Origin of the sequence: Tropicimonas sp. TH_r6 (assembly GCF_033101155.1) — a bacterium.
GTDB lineage: Bacteria > Pseudomonadota > Alphaproteobacteria > Rhodobacterales > Rhodobacteraceae > Tropicimonas.
In genome coordinates, this window is sequence record NZ_JAWMPX010000006.1 from 126850 (window position 1) to 149965 (window position 23116).

Here is a 23116-nt window from a genome sequence, read left to right on the forward strand (position 1 = left end):
TTGAAAGCCTGCGCCGCCCGGCAAAAGAGGCTGACCGGTCCGACCGGTCAGCCGAGATATCGCGACAGCAGGTCGGCCAGGTGCTGCCGCCGGAACGGCTTGCTCAGCAACACGACCCCACATTCCGTCAGGTCCTTGTCGAGGCCAGTCTCCACCGGATAGCCTGAGATCAGCGCAACCGGCAGATCGGGGCGCTGGCGCTGGAGGCTCCGAGCGAGATCCAGACCGCTCTCCCCACCGGGAAGCACCACGTCGCTCAGAAGAAGATCCACCGAAGCCCCGCTTTCAAGGCAGTCGCGCGCGCTGGCGACGCTATAGGCCTCGCGCACCTGATAGCCGAGCGCCTCGATCATCCGTCGGCCGAGCTGTCGCACCTCCGGATCGTCCTCGACCAGAAGCACTGTCCCGCACGCCCTCGTCGCGACGACCGGACCGGCGTCGTGCTCGACCGCGTCGGCCGGCCTTGGTGCGGAGGGCAACGTCATCGTGACCACCGTGCCGGCGCCCGGCTCCGAGGCGAGTTCCAACTGCCCGCCGGACTGCATGACGAAACCATAGACCATCGACAGGCCCAGTCCGGATCCCTCGCCCACGCCCTTGGTGGTGAAGAACGGCTCGACCGCCCGCGCCCGTGTCGCTTCGCTCATGCCCGTGCCGGTGTCGCGCACGATGATGCGGGTGCGAGCCGCCGGATCATCGCCACTGGCCGCGCGACAGGCACGGATGTCCAACCTGCCGCCCCGAGGCATGGCATCGCGCGCGTTCAGCGCGAGGTTGAGAAGCGCCGTCTCGAGCTGGCCCGGATCGGCCAGCGCAGGCGGAACATCGTCCTCGGCCTGCACCACCACGTCGATCTGCTCGCCGAGAGTCCTGTCGAGGATCGGGTGCATGTCGTCTAGAAGCCTGGCCAGATCGACCGGGCGGGACCGCAGCGGCTGCTGTCTCGCGAAGGAGAGCAGCCGCCGCGTCAGTTCGGTTCCGCGCGCCGTCGCCCGAAGGATCGGCCCGGTCAGGTCCTCTTGCGCCCCGGCCTCTACCTCGAGCAGTTCCGCATTCCCCTGGATCACCTGCATCAGGTTGTTGAAATCATGCGCAATCCCGCCCGAAAGCTTGCCGATGGCTTCCAGTTTCTGGCTCTCTTGCAGCTTTCGCTCCAGCGACTGGCGCTCGGTCACATCGCGAAAGACCATCACGGCGCCGGTGATCTGCCCGCTGGCTTCCCGGATCGGCGCGGCGGAATCGCTGACGGCATATTCGCTGCCATCCCGGCCAAGCAGGATGGTGCCACGACCCAGTTCGATGATCTTGCCCGACCGGAGACACTGGCTGATCATGTTTTCTGCGGGTGTCCGGCCGTCCTCCTGCACAATCCTGAACACCTCTGACACCGGCGCTCCGGTCGCCTCGGCCAGCGACCAGCCGGTGAGCGTTTCCGCGACCGGGTTGAGATAGGTCACCCGCCCATCGGTATCCGTGGTGATGACCGCATCGCCGATGGATTGCAGCGTCACCTCCGCCCGTTGTCGCTGGGCAAATTCGGACGCTTCAAGCTCGCCGATCGTTCGCCGCAAACGGTCGGTCATCTCGGCCAGGGTTCCGCCAAGGCCCCGGATCTCGCGCGGCCCCGACACCGCCACCGGCGTTTCCAGTTCGCCCTCGGAGATCCTGCGGGCCGACCGTGCCAAACGCTCGACCGGGCCAACCATGGCCTGGATCTGGCTCAGCGCCAGGGCCGACACGATGACAAGCAGGATCGCGGTGCTCAGGAAAGTCATGTTCCGCGTGTCGCGGGCGGGGCGCAGCGCCTCGTCGAGCGAACGGCTCACGATGACAAAGGCCGGGTCCTGAACATAGGAGAGCGGTTCGATCGCGACCAGACCGTCGCTTCCGTCCGGCAACACGTAGGCGCCATTGCCAGATGGCACGGGATAGACCGTCGAGGACAGGGACACGGAGGGCGCCGGATGCGCCAGGACACGCCCGTCCCCATCGACAACGAACGCCACGGTTTCGCCCGGCAGGTCCAGATCGGCGAGCAGGTCCCAGATCTGCTTGAAGCGCACATGGGCAAGCAGGAAACCGGCAATTTCGCCAGTGCGCCGCTGCAGGATCGGGACCGTTATGTCGAGCAGGGGTTCCCGCAGGTCGGTGTCGAAGATCAGCGGCCCGGTATAGACATCGTGGTTGTCCCAGAAGGCCGGGTCCATCGGCAACCGTGCATGCCCGACGACGTTTTCCGCCGGCGCGGGCCGGGTCCGTGAGGCGAAACTGACGATCTCGCCATCCGCCGCGAGAAGAAGCAGGTCCTGGTAGACATTGTCATGAGCGAGCATCCGTCCGAGCGTGGCGTTTTGTTCCGAGACCGACATCTCGATCAGGACATTGGTGCGCTCCAGAAGCCGGAGTTCCCCTTGCCGGGCCGACAGGAAGGCAGCAACCTCGCTCTCGACATGGAGCGCCAGCTGGCTCTGCAGGGCGAGGCTCTGCCGGGACAGTTCCTCGGCACTGCGGTGACCGGCAAGGAGCCCCAGCAGCAATATCGGCAGCGTGGCCACGCCGACCATGACGACATATGTTCTCGCGCGAAGACTATCCAACACCGCAGGCATCGCCCCCTTTGAAAACACCTGTCGCAAAAGCCGTCATCGTTCCGTCGCCTCTCCCCAGCCGTCGTCGTGCAGAATATGGTCGGCCAGTTGCAGGATTTCCTCCGGGAGCTCGAGCCCGATCCGCTCGGCGGCGGCCACGTTGATCAACAGATAGAACTCTGCGCTTTCGACCGGCATCGTCGCCGGGTCCCTGCCGCGGAGGATACGGTCCGCGATGGCCGCTGCCTGCTCGCCCGCCTCGTGGTGAACGATCCCGTAGGCCATCAGCGCCCCGGCCTCGACCTGCGCCGCGCTCGGCGCGGAGACCGGAAGCCCGCGCGTATGCGCCGTGGCCAGGATTGTCTCGACCTCGCGGTTCACCCTGCTGTCAGGCAACAGGAAGATCGCGTCGGTCTCCGGCGGGATCTCGGCCAGGCGGGCCCGCACCCCGGCGCTGTCCTCCGCATGGGCATGCACAAGGGTCAGCCCGAGCGCGGCCGCTGTCGGCGTGATCTGCTCGATGGCGGAGCGCGGTGCGGCGTCGGTTGGATCATAGGGAACCCAGACAGTGCGTATGTCCGGTAGAATATCTTTCAGCAGGTCCAGGCGCCGCGCCTGGTTGTTGCTCAGCATCACGCCGGTCATGTTGCCGCCCGGCCGCGTGAGATCGCTCATGACTCCGGCAACAATCGGGTCCGCAATCACACCGAACACCACCGGAACACCGCTCTCCCACGACGCCTTCCACGCCGCAATGCCGGTCGGCGTGCCAGCGGTGAAGATCAGGTCTGCGCCCTGCCCGATCATGTCCTGAATGCTCTGCTCGAGCGCATGGTTGGGTGTCGGCTGCCCGGAGAACAGGAAGGTGGCTGTTTCCCCCGCGCGATAGCCAAGCGCGCGCAGTCCGGCGCGAAACCCGTCCACATTCCGCATCCCGTTCGGGTTGTTCGTGATCATGCCGATGGAGACACGCGCGTCGCCCGGGCCGTCATCCTCCCGCGACATGAGACGCGGGATCGTCGCTAAGACGAGTAGAACAAGCACCAGTCCGATGCCTGCTCCCAGAAGTCCCGGGGATTTCTGTTGCTTCATGATCCGGATTCTCTTGAGACAGCCCGGGGGCCGTCGCTGCGCGTTCCTTGATGTCAGCGCACTCGGGAATTGCAAGGCGTCCCTTTGCCTCTACCATAGGGAGACAGGTTTCATCGTCCTGCGCCTATTGGACCAACCTGCTTGCAAGTCTCTGTCTGGATTGCGCTGTCTTCTTTAATTCGGGCAACGATTTGCGCGCTTCCGGCCTTCGACGCGACAAAATGCAACGATTTCGAAATGGATCTGGTGCGCGCCATGACTGGTGTCGCGAAACCGCCCCGTCTCCGCAGTCCCATCCCGCCCCTCGCCCCCCGTTTCCCGTGCCCCATATCGATCCTGCGGATTGTGATCGCGGCCGTTCCATGGCAACACCCTCGAAACATGACAGAATGGCTCCAGGGGAATGATGGACGAGCTCATGTTCACCGGCATGGTCCATGCCTGCTTCACCGCCACGTTCCTTGCCGCCAAGCGCGGCCGGACACTAAATGACACGGTGCTCGCGGTCTGGATGATCTTCATGGCCTTGCCACTCTTGTCCGGCGTGGCTGGCCGCTTCTTCGATGGCATCTCGATCCCGGTGCTGAGGTCAAACCTGATCTACCCGCTCACCTACGGCCCCTTCCTCTGGCTTTACGTCCAGACGCTGACCGGCCATATCGGGCAGCTCCGGCCAGCGCATCTTGTCCATTTCGCACCCTTTGCCGCTATCAGCCTCTTCCAGTTGCTGTCCGGCTGGACACCAGCCATGCCCAACCCGACGGATGAAAGCTTCAGCCCGGTCGTGCGCTTGATCGGCGCCGTGAACCTGGCGCTGTTGCTGGCCTATACCGTGGCGGTGATCTGGCGGCTGCGACAGCATGGCCGGGAAGTGGTCGAGCATTTCTCCGAGCTTTCGAGCGGTGTTACGCTGGTCTGGCTCTACTGGGTCACGCTCGGCGTTTTCGGCGTTTTCCTGCTGCTTTTTCTCGGCTCCGCCCTGTCGATCAACACGCTGCTCCCCATCCATATCGCGGCCCTCGTTGCCTTCATCCTCACGCTGAGCTTCTTCGGCCTGCGCCAAGCGCAGGTCTTCGACCGGAAGGCGGCGGGGTCCGAGCCGACAATGTCCGCTCCCCGGGCCGTCGAACACACAGTCCCGGCTATGCCGGAGCCTGCTGGGCCTCAGGATTCCGGTACTGAAACCGAGGGCGACAGCAATTCCCGCTACAGCCGCTCCGGGCTTACCGAAGAGCGCGCCGAGCGGATCTCGCGCAAGCTCGAAGCCTTCATGCGCGAGGACCAGCCTTATCTCGATGCCGAGCTGACGATCGAGAAGCTCGCAAAGCGGATGGCGGTTCCGCGCCACTACCTCACACAGGTCATCAGCGAACGGCATGGGAAGAATTTCTACCTCTTCGTCAACGAGTACCGGATCGAAGCCGTCAAGGCCGCGTTGCGGGACCCGGACGGCGCGGAACGTACCCTGCTCGACATCGCCTATGCCGCCGGATTCAACTCCAAGTCGACCTTCAACACCGCTTTCAAGCGGCTAACGGGAATGACACCGTCGCAATATCGTCGGCAGATGTCCTGATTCAGCGGCGCATATAAAAAACTGAAATAAGTGAACAATACTGAACCGCCGCGCAATTCGGACGCGCTGCGGTCAGCCCCCACCGGGTTCGGGATCAGCGGGGCGAACGACCCGCGCGCCCGGCCACACTACCTGCCTCTTGAGCTTCCAACGAGCCACGACACGAACAGGCCCGGTCGCACAAGGAACAGTAGATGACGAAGAAGACACCGAAGCGCACACCCTTTTCCACCTTGTCGCGACGCAACGTGCTGACCATCGGCGCAATCGGCGCGACGGCGCTTGCCGCCCCGGCTGCGATCCGCAATCTCGGCGCCCGCCCGATGGGCCAATCGGTCAAGGAGAGCTACGACACCGACGTGCTGGTGGTCGGCAGCGGCTTTGCCGGCACCTTCGCCGCCGTCGCGGCGCGCCGGCAGGGACACCGGGTGCTGATGCTCGACAAGGGCTCGGTCGGCTGGTCCGGCCTCTCGCCCTGGGCTTCCGACAGCCGGCCCTTCGATCCGAGCATCTATGACCGCGACGAGTGGATGGAGAACCTTTCCACCAATTGTGAATACGTCAACGACCGCGGCTGGTTCGACATCTTCATGGACGAGTCGCTCGACATTTTCGAGACCCTGGACAGCTGGGGCGTGCACAACTGCAAGCCCTTCGAGCGTTCAAAGGTCTTCCGCCGGGTGCTGCTGCAGGCCGGAGTCGAGATCGTTGAACGGGTGATGGTGAGCAGCCTGCTCAAGGACAGCGCGGACCGGGTCGGCGGCGCGGTGGGCTTCACCTTCGATGACAGCTCCGAGGACTGCCGCGCGGTCACCGTGACCGCGAAAACCACGATCCTGTGCACTGGCGCGGGCGGCTACAAGAGCCCGGGCTTCCCCAACTGGGGCCAGACCTTCGACGGCGACGCCATGGCCTATGAGGCCGGTGCCGCGATCACGGGCAAGGAATTCCACGACACCCACGGCACCTTCTCCAACTACTCCGCCGCCTCCTATCAGAACTGGAGCTGGGCGCAGGAAGTGACCGGGGCCTTCATCATGGTCGGCCCGCCGGGCCGGGCAAATGGCGGATTGACCATCGACAGCGCGTTGCAAGCTGCCCAGAGCGGTGTGTCGAAAAACGGCGGCCCGCTCGCTGACGGTGTCGGCGCCGCAGGGAGCCCGCCACCGGAATTCGCGGCCATGGCCAAAGCCGCCGAGGAAAACCTCGCCTACAAGGGCAAGGGCTTCCTCGCCCGCGAGGACCTGATCCTCGATTTCGGCCTGCCCCCTGAAGGCCCGCCGCCGAGCGCGGGGTTCGACAAGGGCTACCATGTCGGCGGCGCCACGGCCGGCATGGGGGTGCACAAGTCCGAGGGCGTGTTCTGCGCCGATTACAGCTGCAAGGCCGACGGGGTCGAGGGGCTCTATGTGGCAGGCGACGCGCTCGGCTCGATGCTCTGCGGCGCCTCCTATCCGGGGCGCGGCTTCTCCTCTTACGGCTCCGCAATCCAGGGCCGGCGCGCCGGGAAATACGCCAGCGAGGCAGCGGCCGCGATGGATCCCGCCGAGATCGCGCAATCCGAGATCGACGCGAAGATCGCCGCCATGTGGGCACCGCGCGAACGCGAGCAGGGCTATTCGCCCGACTGGGTGACGCAGGTGCTTCAGGCGACAATGACGCCCTTCCACATCCTCTACATCAAGGAGGAACGCCGCCTCGACGGCGCGCTCTCCTCCATCGAATACCTGCGCAAGCATATCGTGCCCAACCTCGTTGCCAGCACCGGCCACGAGCTGCGGCAGGCCCATGAAGCAGCGAACATGCTGCTCAATGCCGAGATGAAGCTGCGCGCGGGGCTCTATCGCACGGAAAGCCGCGGCACCCATTTCCGCGAGGATTACCCGGCGCGCAACGATGACGACTGGCATTGCTGGGTGCTGATGCGCAAAGGCGCGGGCGACGACATGGAGATGTCGAAACACGCGCTGCCCGAGGCGTGGAAGCCCGACGTCTCGGTCAGCTATCGCGACGCCTATCCCCGCTCCTATCCGGGCGAAGACAGCTACCGCGCCACGCAACACGCTGGCTGAAGGAGACCAGACATGGCCATAGACCGAATCCACGGCTGCACCGGTTGCGGCAATTGCGTGCGCGCCTGCCCGACAGACGTGCTCCGGATGGACCCGGAGACCGGGCTCGCCATCATCGCCCACCAGGAGGCCTGCCAGATCTGCCATCTCTGCCGGCTCTCCTGCCCGGTGGACGCCATCACGCTGACACCCGAGAAATCCATCCCGCCGATGGTTTCCTGGGCCTGACGGAGTTGACAGACATGACCGATATCACCCCCGACACGACACCGCGTTCTGGCCCCGGCTCCGGCCCCGTTACCTTCCCGCGCCTGCTCGTCCTGCTCTGCGCGCTGGTGCTGGTGCCCTATGGGCTGGCCCTTTCTCAGGGGCTGGAAATCCGCAACTTCTACACCGAGCTGGTCACGGCGCTGTCCATCGCCGGGCTGGCGGCGATGCTGCTGCAATTCGTCCTCGCCGGCCGGATCGGCTGGTTCCTGCGCCGCGCCGGGCTCGACCAGTCGATGCTGCTGCACCGAAGGGCCGGGCAGTGGATCGCGGCGCTGTTCTTCCTGCACCCCTTCCTCCTCGTGCTGCCCCGTTTCATCGTGGCACCGCAGCTCGCGGCTTCCGATATCTGGCTGACCTTCACCGCCGCCGAAACCGCCACCGGCTTCTACGCCATGGCGCTCATGGCCGTTCTGGTGCTGGCCTCCGTCTTCAAGGACCGGCTGCCGATGCGCTACGAGGCCTGGCGGCTCTCGCACGGGGTCGGCTTTGCCATCGTCGCGATCCTCGCCACCGACCACGCCATCACCAATGGCCGCCACGGTGTCTACAATGCCTGGTTCGACGCGATGTGGATCGCGCTCTGCGCCGCCGCCGTCGCCTCGCTGCTCGACACCTATCTCTGGCAGCCCTGGCGCCGCACGCGCCGCCCCTTTCGCGTCGCCGCCATCGAGCGTGGCAGCGCCCGCGACATGGTCCTGACAATCGAGAAGAACGGTGATTTCCCGCTCGACTTCAAACCCGGTCAGTTCGCCTGGATCAACACCTCCGGCCATGCCGGCAATCTCAGCGAACACCCCTTCTCCATCGCCTCCACGCCGCAGGACCTGCCGCGCCTCTCCTTCGTGATCCGCAACCTGGGCGACTACACCTCCACCCTTGGCGAGATCGAGATCGGGCAGGATGTCTTCCTCGACGGGCCCTATGGCGACTTCACGCTGGACAGCGCGCCCGCGCCGGAGATCGTGCTCATCGCCGGCGGCGCCGGGATTGGCCCGATCCTCGGCCTGCTGCGCCAGCTGCGCGCGGAAGGACGGGACAGGCCAGTCCAGCTGATCTATGGCAGCCGCACTCCTGAGGATGTCGTGGCCCGCGAAGAGATTGCCGCCACAGAAGCAGAGATGGCCGACTTCACTGCCACGCTGGTCTTGGAACACGCGCCCGATGACAGCACCGAGAGCGGGCTCATCGACCGGATGCTGCTCTCGCGCGCACTCTCGGCCGACCAGATCGACAGCGCCGCCTTCTATGTTTGCGGCCCGCCGCTCATGACCCGGCTCGTCACCCGCACCCTGCGATCGCTGGGCGTCGCGCGGCAGCGCATCCGCTATGAGCACCTGTCCTTCTGATGCCAGCGCATGACATCACAGGGACACAAGCCCCCCTCGGCCAATCCGTCCTCGGACGCCGGGGGATGCTGTTCCTGCTGATCATCCTGGCCGCCTTCCCATCGGTCACGATGGATCTCTACCTGCCCGCGCTGCCGCAGATCGTGGACAATCTCCAGACCAGCCGCAGCGCGGTCAACCTGACGCTGGGCGCCTATATGGTCGCCTATGCCTGCGGGATGCTGTTCTGGGGTCCGCTCAGCGAACGGTTCGGGCGCAAACCGATCCTGCTGGCCGGGCTTGTCATCTATATCCTCGCCAGCCTCGGCTGCATGGCTGCGCCCGGTATCGACACGCTGGTCGCCTTCCGGGTTCTGCAGGGCTTCGGCGGGGGCGGCGTTACGGTGGTGCAGACCGCCATCGTCAAGGATCTCCATGAGGGCCGGGAACGGGAGCGCATCATGGCGACCGTCATGTCGCTGGTGATCATCGCGCCAATCGTCGCGCCGGTGCTGGGTGCCTTCCTGCTCAAGATCGGCTCATGGCGGGCGATGTTCCTCGTGTTGACCCTCTTTGGCGCCTTCGCCACGATCCTCGTCACGCTCTACCGCGAGACCCTGCCCGAACGCCAACAGGGGCCACTCCTTGCCTCCTGGCTCCGGCTCGGCACGGTTCTGCGCAACCCGCGCTTCGCGTATCTGCTGCTGATCTTCGGCCTCGCGCCGATGTGCCTGATGTCCTTCATCGGCAGCGCCGCCTTCATCTATGTCGACGGGTTCGGGCTCTCCGAACAGGGATTCAGCCTGATATTCGCTCTGAACGCGGTCGGCGCGCTGGCCGGACCAACGCTCTACATGAGGCTGTCGCGCGTGGTGCCGGTGCAACGCATCATCCTCGGCGGCTTTCTCGTGATCTCTACGGGCGGCGTGTTGATCGCCCTCTTCGGCGCCGTCTCGCCCTGGCTCTTCGCGGCGCTGGTCGCGATCTCGACCATCGCAGTGATCGTGCTGCGCGTGCCCGGCGCGAACCTGCTGCTGGAACAGCAGCGGAGCGATACCGGCTCGGCCGCTGCCCTGATCCATTTCACCACGATGATGCTGGGCGCGGTGGGGGTTCAGATCGTGGTCGCCCATACCGGGGACCTGTCCCGAACGCTCGGGTTGCTTTTCGTGGTCATCGGTGTGAGCTGCGCGATCCTCTGGAGACTGGTCCAGAACCGGCCTTTCGTGGCCGAGAAGGTCACGCGCCCAGGCTGAACCGCGACGTGCGGCCAGCCGATGGGCGCGTTCACTTGTCCTTTTGCCCCCAGGGGCCGGGAACGGTGTCGCGCCCTTCGGAATTCTCCACGCCGGTCATCTCGTCTTCGCCCGTCCGGTCCACGCTATAGGCCTGGTTCGTGTCGTGGTTCTCGCCGTTCACATCGTCCTCGGGTCCGGCCCAGGGATTATTATGCGCCGCCATCGATGCCGTTGCGGTGAAGATCGCCACCAAGGCAATCTGCGTCATGCGCTTCGTCATCTTCATCGCTCGTCTCCTCGCTCAATCCTTTTTTGTCTCTGGACGGTTTCCTGCGCCCGAGCCCGCGCGGACCATAAATTCGCGAAAAGGAATGTACATATTCCAAACGCCGGCAACCTGACCGCCCGGCGGTATCCTGCTTGGCCGTCCGCATCTTTTCGCCAAACCGGCGGTTCGCCGGAAACAGGCCGCTCCAGACGCGCACGAAAAAGACCGCCGCCCGGAATACGGGCGGCGGCCTGAAGCGCGGTTTCGCGCGGTTTATTTCGCCGGGAGCCCCTGCTTGGAGGAGTATTTCAGCAAAGCCCCGATGAGCAGGACGATGCCGCCGGTGATGGAGAAACCGAGCACGGCGATCGCATAGTCGCCATCCGGCTGCGGGATCAGCGGCAGCAGGAAGATCGTGCCACCATAGATCATCGCCAGCGTGCCCAGCTTGTTGCGCTGCTCACGGTCGGTGTCGCTCACGCCCTCTTCGGAGACGACCGGGGTCGCGATATCCTCGAAGAACTCGTCCACCTCTACGTGCCGGCGTTCCGTCAGCCCGTTATAGAAGCGCTTGGTCCAGAAGAAGAAGCCGGTGGTGACGGTCAGGTGCAGGAACATCGAGACGATGAAGACAAGGTCCGTCTTTTCCCGAGAGGTGAACTCCACCCCGAAGATCCCGCCCAGAAGGTCCGGCGTCAGCACGTATTTCGACGCCAGCGATATGCAGATACCGAGCAGCACCGTCGCCCAGGGCGCCCAATCCGGCACCTTCTTGACGAAGACCGCGAGGAAGAGCGGGATCAGGATCGGCATCTGGATCAGGCTGCCCATCTGCAACATGATATCAAAGAGGCTGAGTTCCTTCAGGGAGGCGATGAAGAGTCCGACCAATACGATCACGCAGCCGAAGAGGAAGGTGATGACCTTGCCGACCAGCATCAGTTCCTTGTCGGTCGCGGTGCCGCGCTTGATCACCGGCTGGTAGAAATTCATGCACATGATGCCGGCGGATCGGTTTAGCCCCGAGTCCATCGAAGACATGGTGGCCGAGAAGAGCGCCGCCATCATGATCCCGACCATGCCCACCGGCATGAGGAAGTCGACGAAGGCGAGATAGGCCGCGTCGGCCGCCTTGCCGCCCAGGGTCGGATAGGTCTCGGCGAGGTCGATACCGGCGCCAGCTGCGGCCATCGGCGGCAAGAACCAGATGAAGGTACCGCAGAACATCAGCACCGAGGCCAGCAGGGCGGCCTTCTTGGCGTGGCTGCTGTCTTTCGCCACGAGGTAGCGCGCGGCGTCATAGAGGTTGTTGGTGGAGAATATCTGCTTGGAGATCGACATGAGCGCCCAGACGAAGAACAACCCGACATAGGTGATATCGTTCAGGAACAGGTCGTTGGGGAACTGGGTGATCACGTTGGAAACGCCGACTTCGATGAAGACGAAGATCGTCGCCGTGACCGAGATCGCCATGATCACCAGCATCTGCACATAGTCAGAGGCGACCACGGCCCAGGCCCCGCCCGTCAACGAGACGAACATGACGATGAAGCCGGTGATGATGATCGTCGCTTCGATGGGGATGCCAAAGACTGCCGAGGTGAAGATCGCGAGGCCGTTGAGCCAGATGCCGGCCTGGATAACGCCGAGCGGCACTTGCGCCCAGGTAAAGAATTGTTCGTTTACAGGGCCATAGCGCCGCCGGATTGCATCCACTGGTGTGATACAGCGTGTCTGTCGGAACATCTCGGCGATGAGCAGGAAGGAGATGTAATATCCCACCGCGTTGCCGATGAAGATGACGGCCACCGACAGCCCGTCAGTATAGGCCTTGCCGGCTGCGCCGGTGAAGGTCCAGGCGGAGAACTGCACCATGAAGGCCGAGGCGCCGGTCATCCACCACAGCAGCTTGCCGCCGCCGCGAAAATAGTTGCTCGGATTGTTGGATTTCCCGCTGAAGAGAAAGCCGATCGCAATGATGAAGGCCAGATAGAGGACGACAATCGCCAGATCCACGCGTCGCTCAAACAGCGACATAACCACTTCGTTTTCCATGGACCCCCCGTCCAACAAAAAAGATACATACGGCCATGGGTTAGCATGACGGCGTCGCTCGCGCGAGAGTTGAGTGTCTTTCGCGTCCGCCATTTCTCCGGCCTGCGCCGGACCTACCGCAGGTAGATACAGGGCGGTTCACTTCAAGTCCCGCGAGTGCGTGACAGGCACCGGTCGATGTCTGCCGGCTGAAACGAGATCTGTTCGGGAGTGATCGGCGGGTGTTCCAGACCGCGTGCCCGCCTGCACGGTGTTCCAGCGCACAGGCCTGACCAAAACCGCTGAAGGACGGGTCGCGACGCCGCCGTCCGCGGCCACCGGCAGCTTCGACTTCGACATCGAACGCCGCTCGCACCCGGCCGCGGTCTGGTGAGCGAGGTCGAGCACGACATGTCCCGTACCGGCCCATGCAATCCCCCGACGACGATGGCAGCATCTTTGTCAGGCGCACGCGATATTGCCCCACCCGTCATCGAAGCTGTCATCCAGCGCGGTTGCGCGCCGGAAGCGCCACGCGCACCTCGATCCCCTCCGCACGGCCGGGGGCCGGTGAGCGCAGCTCCAGCACCGCGTCGGCCCGCTCCGCGATTGTACGGACAATCGCAAGGCCGAGCCCTGTTCCCGCTCGCGCGCCGCCGGCGCGGGCAAAGCGCGCCGTGAGCCGATCCAGGTCCGCCTGCGGGATGACCGGTCCGGCACTCGAGACCGTCAGCACTGCCGGTTCGACCAGCCCGATGCGGATCGGCGCCCCGGTCGTTCCGTGCTTCAACGCATTCTCGATCAGGTTGCGCAGCAGGATACCGAACGCATCAGGGTCCAGATCGGACAGGATCGGCGCCTCGGCGAGAGTCAGATGCAACCGCCCCTCGACGTCAAGCCGCTCGAAATCCCCGACAATCATCTCGAGGATCGGGCGCAGGTCCGTCTCGGTTCCGGTCCGCAACTGCGCGCCCTCTGCCCGCGCCATCTGCAACAGCTTCTCCGAGAGCCCGTTGAGGCGCTTCAGCGTGGTCTCGATCTCCTGCGCGCGGGACGCGGCCTTGGGGTCGCCGGTCTCCACCTGCAGCCGTTGCGCCTGTGCGATGGCCCCCGCCACTGGCGTGCGCAACTCATGGGCTGCATTGGCGGCGAAGCTGCGTTCAGCCTCGAAAGCAGCGGCGAGGCGGGCGAGCAACCCGTCGATGCTGCCGACGATCGGGGTAAGCTCGCTGGGCAGGTCACGATCGCCCAGCGGGGCAAGATTGCGGGATGACCGGGCCTCGAGGTCCCGGCGCAATTGCCGCATCGGCGCAAGGCTGCGGCCAACCACGAGGAAGATCACGACAAGGCTCGGCGGGATGACCAGCAGCAGCGGCAGGCTCAGGCGGATCGCGATCTCGCGGGTCTGGGCCTCGCGTCGCGACAATGGCTCTGCCACTACGATGGTCAGCCGTTCCTCGCCCCGCGGCGCGCTGTCAAAGAAGAGCGCATGCTCCTCGGTCTGGCCAAAGCCGCGCCTCTCGAAGGCTGGAAACTGCGCAGGGTCTGCGCCCTCCGATTGCAGGATCACATCGCCCTCCGACCCCAGGATGACGAAGGCGAAACGGTCCACATCCGCCGTTTCCGCGACAACCCGCGCCCCGTCGTTCTTCCCCGATTGCGGTGGCCGCCGCTCGGGACCGGCACCAACGAGGCGCAGGAGCCGGCGCGCGCTGTCGCGCAGGGCGCTGTCATAGACCCCGTCCAGTTCCACGCGCAGCTTCTGCGTCGTATAGGCCACCGAACCCAGCCACATCACGCTCACCGCGAGCCCGACCGTGAGCGCAAGGCGCAACTGGAGGGAGCGCGGCCTCCTCATGCGCTGGCCAGCCGGTAGCCCAGCCCTCTCTCGGTTTCGATCACCGCGCGGCCGAGTTTCTTGCGCAGGCGGCTCACATGGACCTCGATGGTGTTGCTCTCGATATTCGCATCGAAACTGTAGAGATGCTCCTCCAGCTGGCTCTTGGAGAACACACGTCCGGGCGCCTGTACGAAGGCTTCGAAAAGCGCCCATTCCCGGGCGGTCAGCAGGACGGGCCTGCCGTCGCTCCGGATAGTGCGGGCAGCGAGGTCAATCTGTAGCGCCCCGACCTCCACCAGCGGGTTGGGATTGCCAGCATAGCGCCGCGCAACCGAGCCGATCCGCGCCGACAGTTCCGAAAGATCGAAGGGCTTGACCATGTAGTCATCGGCGCCGGCATTGAGCCCCGCGATCCGGTCCGAGACCTGATCGAGCGCGGTCAGGATGATGACCGGCGTGACGTCGCCGCGCGCCCGCAGTGCCCGCAGGAAGGGAACGCCCTGCCCGTCCGGCAGCATGAGATCGAGCAGCACCAGCTCGAACGCACCGACCTTTAGTGCCTCGCCCGCATGGTCGAGGCGCTGGACCCAATCGGTCGAGTGGCTGTCGGCCAGCAGCTGGTCCCGCACCGCCTCCCCCAACACATGGTCGTCTTCGATCAGTAGGATGCGCATCGCTTTCCCCGCAGTGTCGTTCGCACCCTATTGCGCCACGAAGCTTACGGGAAGCTGAAGCCATTTCGTCCAACGCGTCAGGACGCCGTCAGACTGGGCGGGCATTCAGACGCAGGCAGGGGCCCGCGCCCCGCCCGCCCCGAAACAGGTTCCAGACCGTATGACACGTCTCGCTCGCCCCCTTCTCCTCGCGGCCGCCCTCCTCGCGGCGGGCGGATTTGCCACCTGGCAGGGAAGCCGCCTCGATGCCGCGATCTCCGGCGAAGACCGACGCCCGCCACGCCCCCGAAAGGAAGCCAGCGCGCGCACGGAAGTCTCTGTTGTGACCCCGGCGCCCAGCGCGATCACCCCGGTTTCGACGGTCTATGGACAGATCAGCGCGCCGAACCGGGTCACGCTGATTCCATCTGCCTCCGGGCGGATCGTCGAGGTTCTCGACGGGCTGCGCGACGGCGCGCGGGTGACTACGGGCGACTTGCTCCTGCGGCTCGACGATACGGAGGCCGCGCTCTCCCTGCGCGAAGCCGAGGCAGCGCTGGCTTCCGCCGAGACAACACGGAAGGAGCGGCGCCGCAATATCACCGAGGCCCAGGAGACGCTGGCATTGCTGGGCGAGTTGCTGGCGCTGAAGGAGGCCGAGCTCGACCGGACCAACGCGCTCATCGAGAAGGGCACCTATTCGCCGAACCTGCTGGAAACCAGCCGCGCCGCGCTGCTGGCCGCTCGCCAATCCGTGTCGCAGGGCGAGGCGGCGCTGGCGGCGTCCCGGGATCTCGCCCGGCAGGCGGAGATCGCCGTGGATCAGGCTACGCTTGCGGTGGAGAGCGCCGAGACCACGCTGGCCGACCACGCCCTCATCGCCCCGATCTCGGGCATCTTCTCCGGCGAACGGCCGATCGCGGGACAACACCTCTCCGACAGCTCGATCGGCACCCTTGTCGACATGGACAGCCTCGAGATCCGGCTCGACCTCACCCAGGCGGTCCTGTCGCGGATCACCGGGCCGGAGGGCGGGCTGCTGGCGCTGCCGATCACGGCGACCCGACCCGGCTCCGAGGTAAGCGCTCCCGGCCGGCTCGACCGGCTGACCATCGCGGACGCCTCGGATGACAGCGACCAGAGCATCGCCATCGCCCGGTTGACCTCGACCAGAACCGCCGGTCTGCGACCGGGCGACTTCGTCGAAGTGCAGATCACCGAGCCGACCCTGGACGACCTGCTGTCGGTGCCTGCCTCTTCCGTGCTGCCCGATGACAGCGTGCTCGCGGTGACGGAGGGGGTGCTGGAACGACTCCCGGCATTGGTTCTTCGGCGACAGGGAGAGCGGGTGATCCTGGCGACACAGGCTCTGGCAGGGCGCGAGATCCTCCTGCTGCCGGGCGGCGAGCTACAGGCCGGCATGCGGGTCACGACCTCCCCTGCCTCCCCGCTCGCGCTGGCCGAAAGCGCGGAGTGACACCATGCGCATCGTGTCCTTCTTCGCCCGCCACGCCACGGCGGCCAATCTGCTGATGTTGCTGGTGGTCGGCTTCGGCCTCTATGCCGCCACCCAGATCCGCGCCCAGTTCATGCCGGATGTGGTAACCGAGGAAATCAACGTCAGGATCGACTGGGACGACGCCTCTGCCGAGGATGTCTCCCGCGATATTGTCGAGGTGGTCAGCCCGTCGCTGCTCGGCGTCGAGGGCGTGACCTCGCTCTCCGGCAAGGCGCGGGACGGAGATGCCCGGATCACGCTCGAATTCGAGCCGGGATGGGATCTCGATCTCGCGGTGGAGGAGGTCGAAGCGGCCCTGCCGTCGAGCCGCTCGCTTCCCGATGATGCCGATGACCCGGTGATCGAGCGTGGCCATTGGCGCGACCGGGTGTTCGACCTGGTGCTTTCCGGCGCGCCGGGGACCAGCGTCAGCCGAATGGAGGCGCTTGGCGCGGATCTCGAACATGCGCTGCTGAAATCCGGGCTGACCAAGGCCGAGCTGCGCGGCCAGACCACGCCGGAGATCACCGTCGAGATCACCGCCGCGAGGCTGGCCGAACATGGCACAACCCTGACCGATCTGGCCAAGGCCATCGAACAGGGCACGCGCGATCAGGCCGCGGGCGAGGCTGGCGACAATGCGACCCCGGTGCGCGTGGGCCAGGATCGGCTTTCCGTGGAGGGGCTGGCGGAGCTGCCGCGGCGCACGGATCGGGGCGTCGTGCCGTTGGGCGAGATCGCCCGCTTCACCGAGGCCGAACCCGGTTCGGAGCGGGCCTATTTCCTCGAAGGTCGCCCGGCGGTCTCGATCAGCGTCGAGCGCGGCACGGGCGGGGATGCGCTCGACATCCACGCCACAGCCCTCCAGGTCGCCGACGCCTTCCTCGCGCAGCATCCCGATGATCTCCAGGTCGACCTCGTGCGCAACAACGCGGCCGAGATCGAAGAACGGCTTGCCCTGCTGATCGACAACGCAGCCTTCGGGTTGCTCCTCGTTCTGCTCCTGCTTTTCCTCTTTCTCTCTCCCTCGGCCGCGCTCTGGGTGGCGGCCGGCATCCCGGTAGCGATGTGCGCCAGCCTCGGCCTGATGTGGCTGACAGGGCAGTCGATCAACATGATCTCGCTCTTCGCGCTGCTGATCTGCCTTGGCATCATCGTCGACGACGCCATTGTCATCGCCGAGAATGCCGAGGCCCGCAGACGCCGCTTCAACGAGCGGCCCGCCCAGGCCGCCGAACGCGCGGCGCGGCGGATGCTGGCGCCCGTGCTCGCCTCGTCCGTTACGACCGTTGTCGCCTTCCTTTCGTTGCGCGCAATCGAGGGCGATTTCGGCGCCTTCATCGCCACGATCCCGCTGGTGGTGGCCACGGTGCTGATCGCCTCGCTCGGCGAGTGCTTCCTCGTGCTGCCCCATCACCTCGCCCATGCCGGTGGCCGGCTCGACCGCTCGCCGCTGGCCTGGCCGTCGCGCTGGCTCAATCGCGGCTTCGACCGTCTGCGGAAGACAGCCTTCGTCCCTCTGATCCGCGCGGTCATTTCGGCTCGTTACGCCGTGCTGCTGCTGGCCGTCGGCGCGCTTGCGCAGGCCGTGCTTTTGGTCGCGGAGCGCGACGTGAAGTGGCGTTTCTTCGACGCGCCGCAGCAGCCGACCATTTCGGCCAATATCGCCATGCGCGATGACGCCTCCCGCGCCGATACCGAAGCCATGCTCGCGGAGGTCCTGCGCGCAACCAATGCCGTGCGCGCCCGGTTCGAGGCGGAGTATGGCGCCGACCCGGTCAAGATCGTGCTGACCGAGATCGGCGGCACCGCCGGTCGCGGGTTGCAGATTGCCGAAGACAAGGACGCGGACCAGTTGGGCGCGCTTACCATCGAGCTAATCGCAGCCGATCTGCGCCCCTACGAGACCGACGCATTCGTGCTGGCTCTCGAGCAGGAGCTGCGGCGCCCGGAGACACTGGAAGTGTTCAGCTTCCGCGCCCGCCGCTCCGGCCCCGGCGGCCAGGGGCTCGACGTCGCTCTCTTCGGTCCCGGCCCCGAGGTTGTCGACCAGGCGGCCGAAGCGCTCAAGGACGCGTTGACCGGCTATCCCGAGATCACCGGGCTGGAAGATGACCTGACGCTGTCGAGCACCGGGCAGGCTCTGAGGCTGACGGGCTTCGGCGCCGCTCTCGGCTTCGACGAGGCGGACCTGGCCGAGGAGGTGCAGGCCCGGCTCGGTGGCGTGGAGGCCACGACATTCCAGATCGGCAAACAGACCGCCACCATTGAGGTCAGCCTGCCAGAGGAGGCGCTCAGCGCCGCATATCTCGAAGAGGTCCTGCTGCAATCTGCCACCGGCCGCTGGGCCGAGCTGGGCGAGATCGTCGATGTCGCGGCCGACCCGACGGTCAAGGCGATCCACAGCTATCTCGGCGAGGCCACGGTGCGGGTGAGCGGCGAGATCTCGACCGAGGACGCGCTGGCCTCCGAGGAGATCCTGCAGGCCATCGAGAGCGTGGAGCTGCCCGCCATCGCCCGGGAATTTGGCGTGACCTGGAGCCTCGAAGGACTCGCCGCGCAGGAGAAGGACTTCCTCTCGGAGGCCGTCATCGGCTACGGAATCTGCCTTCTTCTCATTTACATGACCCTCGCGCTGGTGCTCGGCCACTGGGTCTGGCCGCTGGCGATCATGTGCGTGATCCCGGTCGGGCTGACCGGCGTGATCTGGGGCCATTACTGGTGGGAGATGAACCTCTCGATTTTCTCCATTGTCGGGCTGATCGGGCTGAGCGGCATTATCGTCAACGATTCCATCGTCCTCGTTTCGGCCATCTCGGAGAGGATGAAACAGCTCCCCGAGCGCGAGGCCGTCGTACAGGCCACCTCGGAGCGGCTGCGTCCGGTGCTGTTGACCACCCTGACAACCGTGCTCGGCCTCGCGCCGCTTCTGTTCGAAGCCAGCACGCAGGCGGAATTTCTCAAGCCGACCGCCGTCACCCTGTGTTTCGGCCTCGCCTTCGGCCTCTTCATCGTCCTGCTCATGGTGCCGTCGCTGATTGTCGTGCAGGCAGATTTCCGCAACCTGCTCTCCCGTGTCTGGCGCGCGCAGGCCGAACGCCCTGCCCCGAACGCGCCGACCTGATCCGATCCGATTTGACCCAAACGAACGCCGAACGCAGCCAATCTGCGATCCATGAGAAACGTGTGCACGCCCCTATCAAAGCCGACATCCAAGCTCGGCAGCGCGAAAACCTGCTCCGCACCGGCTCGACAACCGCCCGAGGTCGAAACGCACGCCGAGACCCTGACCGCATTGCGGAAACCGGAGGTGTACGTCGTCCAGGCTTTCTGGGGCGAGGGTCAGGCCACTCGGACCGTGATCCATCACGCGCTTGCGACATGAAAGTCGGCACAACCATCACTGGGCCGACAGGATTGGACGCAGCCCGAACAGAGAAATTTATTGCACCCCCACGGCATGCGGCCCATCCTTGACGAACGAAGCTGAGCGCCTTGTTCGTCCAAAAAAAAATCGGGCGTATCTTTGTGGGTATTTGTAGCGTGGTTCACATGGTGCGTGACGAGAGACGTTTGTCGAAGAGCCTTGCAGCCGTTGCGAACCGGCTCAGATTGCAGCTGCGCCTGCTTTTGTTCTTCCTCGCACTCCCCTGCATCGCGCTGATCGCGTGGCTCGCATTTCAGGAACGGCAGGCGGTAATCGAGACCTATCTCGTCCGGAGCGAGGCTGTCGCCGACGCTCTCGTCAAGACCCAGCGGGAGCTGGTCAACGACACCGGGTCATTCCTCCAGGAAATCGCCCTCTCGGCAGCAGCGCAGGCCCCGTCGACCCCAGCCTGCGGCGAGTATCTGGCCTCGCTTCTCGCGCTGCACCCGGAATTCGCCAATCTCGGCGTGCCGCGTGCGGATGGAGAGGTGCTGTGCAGCGCCGTCCCGCTTCCGGGACCGGTCAATGTCGCCGATCGGTCCTATTTCCAAAGCGCCCTCGAGACGCGGAGCATCAGCGTCGGCACCTACCCGGGTGACGAGTCCACCCGGACCGCCGGTCTCAGTTTTGCCTATCCGGTCTTTGATCCTTCGCGACCCGCAACACCTGTCGGCGCGGTCGTGGCGGTGATTTCGCTCGACTGGTGGAACAATGCCCTGCGCGCCGCCGGACTGCCAGATGGCAGCCGCGCAGAGATCACGGATCCCGACGGCACGGTCATCGCGCGCTTTCCGGCCTCGACCGAGCCGGAGGCCCTCGGACAAACCCCGTTGGCGCGGACCGGAACCAGCGCATCGCTGCCCTCGGACCGGGACGGCCAGCAGCCGGTGGCGCTACAGCGGGTCCTGATCGAAACCGCCACTGGAGACAGAATCCGGATGCGGCTCGAAATGCCCTTCGATGATGGCCTCACGGCCGCACTTGACCGGGCGCGGCTGCGATTGTTCCTGTTGCTCGCGGCGATCGCCGGGCTGTGGTGGCTGGCAAAGTCGCGTTTCGAGCGCATGGTGCTGGCGCCGCTGGGGGCCACTGAAACAGAAATCCAGCGGCTCGAACGGGCCGCGCCCTTGGTCGACAACAGCGCAACTGGCGCAACCTATGACGGCGGCAGGATAGAGGGTCCGGATCTGGATCCGTTGACAGAGGACCTGCGGGACCTGTGGATCCAGAAGCGCTTGGCCGAGGATGCGGAGAAGGCCACGTCCCTGCGCCTGATGGCACTTGTCAGCACCCTGCCCGATCTCTTTTTTCGGCTGAACGAAACTGGCCGGATTATCGACTACCAGGCCGGGAAAGAATCCGATCTCTACCTTCCGCCGGACGCCTTTCTTGGGCGAAAGATGGCGGAACTCCTTCCCGAAACGACCGCAGCACAGTTCAACCGGAACCTGCAACGCCTGGCGCAGGAGGGCGTTCTGCAGAGCTGGGAGTATCAGCTGGAGGTCCAGGGGCGGCTCAAGGATTTCGACGCCCGCGCCTGTCCCATCGATGACAGCACCGAGACCCTCATCGTCATCCGCGACATCACGCGACGCAAGGAGGCGGAGCGGGATCGCGCGACCGCCGAGTTCAGGTTGCAGGAGATCCTCGCGGATCTTCCGGGCGCGGTCATCTCGCTCGACCTGACGGCGCCGGACGCGCTCGAGATCGTCTATGTGAGCCCCGGCTGCCAGATGATCTGGGGCTATGACAGCTCCGAACTGATGGCCGATCTCGACCTGATCCACAAGGCGCATGACCCCGACGATGCGCCGCTGATGCGCGCGGCCCTCCTGAACACCGCGCACACTCTGGAGCCCGAGACCCGCCGCTACTGGCTCCGCGGGCGGGACGGTGCGCGCAAATGGGTCGAGGTCCATATTGGCGCCACGCGGCTTGCCGACGGCACCCACCGGGTGACGACATTCGTCGTCGACATATCCCGCGAAGTCGAGGCCGAGCAGCAGCTCGACGAACAGCGGGAGCTGACTTTCCGGGCGATGAAACATGAGAGCATCGGCCAGCTGACCGGCGGCGTCGCGCATGATTTCAACAACCTGCTTGCGGTGATCATGGGCAATCTCGAATTGCTGCGCGACGGTCTGTGCGATCCCGAGCAGATCACACTGATCGACCGCGGTATCAACGCCGCACAGCGCGGGTCCGAGCTGACCCGCTCCATGCTCGCCTTCGCGCGCCAGGCGCGCCTGGATCCGGTCGAGATCGACCTCAACCAGCTGGTCCGGGACGTGCACACCTGGACCGACCGTACCCTGCCGGACAATATCCGGGTCGAGACAGATCTGGCCGAGGCGCTCGGGTCGGTCGTGGCGGATCCTGCCTCCAGCGAGGCGGCGCTTCTCAACCTGATCCTGAACGCGCGGGATGCCATGCCGGAGGGCGGAACGCTGACCCTGCGGACGCGCAAGCTCCGCATTGAGGCCGAAGCGCCGCAGGACACACCGGATGGGCTGCGCCCCGGGCGCTACGTGGTGCTGGCGGTCTCGGATACCGGCCACGGCGTCAGCCCGGAGGCGCAGTCGCAGATCTTCGATCCGTATTTCACGACCAAGCCGCCCGGCGCTGGCTCCGGTCTCGGATTGCCGATGGTCCAGGGGTTCATGATCCAGTCCGGAGGGGCGGTAAAGGTTCGCTCGGAGCCGGGCAAGGGCGCGGTCTTCGAGCTCTGGTTCCCGGCTGGGGAGCGTGGGGCGTCACTTGCGCAGGACAGCGAGACCAACGGGCCGGAGATCCGCGCGGGCAAGCATGTGTTGCTGGCAGAGGACCAGGACGAGGTTCGGCAGGTGGTCAAGACGATCCTGACGCGGGCGGGCTACCAGGTCACGGCTGCGGAAAACGGAGACGCGGCGCGGACGCTTTTCGAGACCGCGCCCTCCTGTGACCTTCTTCTTACCGACATCCAGATGCCCGGCACATTGCAGGGCCCGGACCTGGCCCGCGCGCTCCGCGCGATCCGGCCTGACCTGCCCGTGGTCTTCATGACGGGCAATGCCCCGGATCAGGAGGTCGCAGAGGATGGGACCGCCGATACCGATATCCGGCTGATGAAGCCGGTCCGGCGTAATGAGCTCCTGACTGCCTTGAACCACGCCTTCACCCCCTGAGCGGTCTTGCAGCAGGCGCGCTCTACCCCCGCAATGGTCACCCAAGCGGCGCTGGAGGCATGGCGGCAACC

14 protein-coding genes are annotated in these 23116 nt (G+C 65.5%); 8 read left to right on the top strand and 6 right to left on the bottom strand.

Features of this window, described 5'->3' with window-relative positions:
- Positions 1-47 precede the first annotated feature (47 nt).
- Together R3X27_RS08425 and R3X27_RS08430 are read right to left on the bottom strand one after the other, a co-directional pair.
- Positions 48-2600, bottom strand: coding sequence for an ATP-binding protein (locus tag R3X27_RS08425; RefSeq protein ID WP_317708403.1), 2553 nt, complete (start codon positions 2598-2600; stop codon positions 48-50).
- A gap of 42 nt (positions 2601-2642) precedes the next feature.
- Positions 2643-3680 carry an ABC transporter substrate-binding protein gene (locus tag R3X27_RS08430; protein WP_317708404.1) on the bottom strand — a complete coding sequence of 346 codons (1038 nt, stop codon included), beginning with the start codon at positions 3678-3680 and terminating at the stop codon, positions 2643-2645.
- Positions 3681-4083: 403 nt separating this feature from the next.
- Here R3X27_RS08430 and R3X27_RS08435 point away from each other — a divergent pair, with 403 nt between their 5' ends.
- The 5 genes from R3X27_RS08435 (at position 4084) to R3X27_RS08455 (ending at position 10179) form a co-directional block, all read left to right on the top strand.
- Positions 4084-5256, top strand: a complete 1173-nt coding sequence (locus R3X27_RS08435) for an AraC family transcriptional regulator (protein WP_317708405.1) — start codon at positions 4084-4086, stop codon at positions 5254-5256.
- Positions 5257-5450: 194 nt separating this feature from the next.
- Positions 5451-7328, top strand: a complete 1878-nt coding sequence (locus R3X27_RS08440; RefSeq protein WP_317708406.1) for an FAD-binding protein — start codon at positions 5451-5453, stop codon at positions 7326-7328.
- A 12-nt stretch (positions 7329-7340) separates the two neighbouring features.
- Positions 7341-7556 (top strand): ferredoxin family protein, encoded by a 216-nt coding sequence (locus R3X27_RS08445; RefSeq protein ID WP_317708407.1) that lies wholly within the window; start codon positions 7341-7343, stop codon positions 7554-7556.
- Positions 7557-7570: 14 nt separating this feature from the next.
- On the top strand, positions 7571-8944 hold the full coding sequence (locus R3X27_RS08450) for a ferredoxin reductase family protein (RefSeq protein WP_317708408.1): 1374 nt from the start codon (positions 7571-7573) through the stop codon (positions 8942-8944).
- A 65-nt stretch (positions 8945-9009) separates the two neighbouring features.
- Positions 9010-10179 (top strand): multidrug effflux MFS transporter, encoded by a 1170-nt coding sequence (locus R3X27_RS08455; RefSeq protein ID WP_317708409.1) that lies wholly within the window; start codon positions 9010-9012, stop codon positions 10177-10179.
- Positions 10180-10210: 31 nt separating this feature from the next.
- Here R3X27_RS08455 and R3X27_RS08460 read toward each other — a convergent pair whose 3' ends face one another.
- From R3X27_RS08460 to R3X27_RS08475, 4 genes are all read right to left on the bottom strand, one after another.
- A complete protein-coding gene (locus tag R3X27_RS08460; protein ID WP_317708410.1) occupies positions 10211-10447 on the bottom strand; it encodes a hypothetical protein in 237 nt (78 codons plus the stop codon).
- A gap of 255 nt (positions 10448-10702) precedes the next feature.
- Positions 10703-12484 (bottom strand): sodium:solute symporter family transporter, encoded by a 1782-nt coding sequence (locus tag R3X27_RS08465; RefSeq protein WP_317708411.1) that lies wholly within the window; start codon positions 12482-12484, stop codon positions 10703-10705.
- Positions 12485-12965: 481 nt separating this feature from the next.
- On the bottom strand, positions 12966-14321 hold the full coding sequence (locus R3X27_RS08470; RefSeq protein ID WP_317708412.1) for an ATP-binding protein: 1356 nt from the start codon (positions 14319-14321) through the stop codon (positions 12966-12968).
- Positions 14318-14977: a response regulator transcription factor gene (locus tag R3X27_RS08475; protein ID WP_317708413.1), complete on the bottom strand. Its 660-nt coding sequence runs from the start codon at positions 14975-14977 to the stop codon at positions 14318-14320. Before R3X27_RS08475 ends, R3X27_RS08470 begins: the two co-directional genes overlap by 4 nt.
- A gap of 160 nt (positions 14978-15137) precedes the next feature.
- Here R3X27_RS08475 and R3X27_RS08480 point away from each other — a divergent pair, with 160 nt between their 5' ends.
- The 3 genes from R3X27_RS08480 (at position 15138) to R3X27_RS08490 (ending at position 23045) form a co-directional block, all read left to right on the top strand.
- Complete coding sequence (locus tag R3X27_RS08480) at positions 15138-16433, top strand: efflux RND transporter periplasmic adaptor subunit (RefSeq protein ID WP_317708414.1); 1296 nt, start codon at positions 15138-15140, stop codon at positions 16431-16433.
- 4 nt (positions 16434-16437) lie between these two features.
- The gene (locus R3X27_RS08485; RefSeq protein WP_317708415.1) at positions 16438-19578 is read left to right on the top strand and encodes an efflux RND transporter permease subunit; all 3141 of its coding nucleotides are present in this window, start codon (positions 16438-16440) and stop codon (positions 19576-19578) included.
- Between the two features lie 449 nt (positions 19579-20027).
- Positions 20028-23045: a response regulator gene (locus R3X27_RS08490; protein WP_317708416.1), complete on the top strand. Its 3018-nt coding sequence runs from the start codon at positions 20028-20030 to the stop codon at positions 23043-23045.
- The last annotated feature ends 71 nt before the right edge of the window (positions 23046-23116 follow it).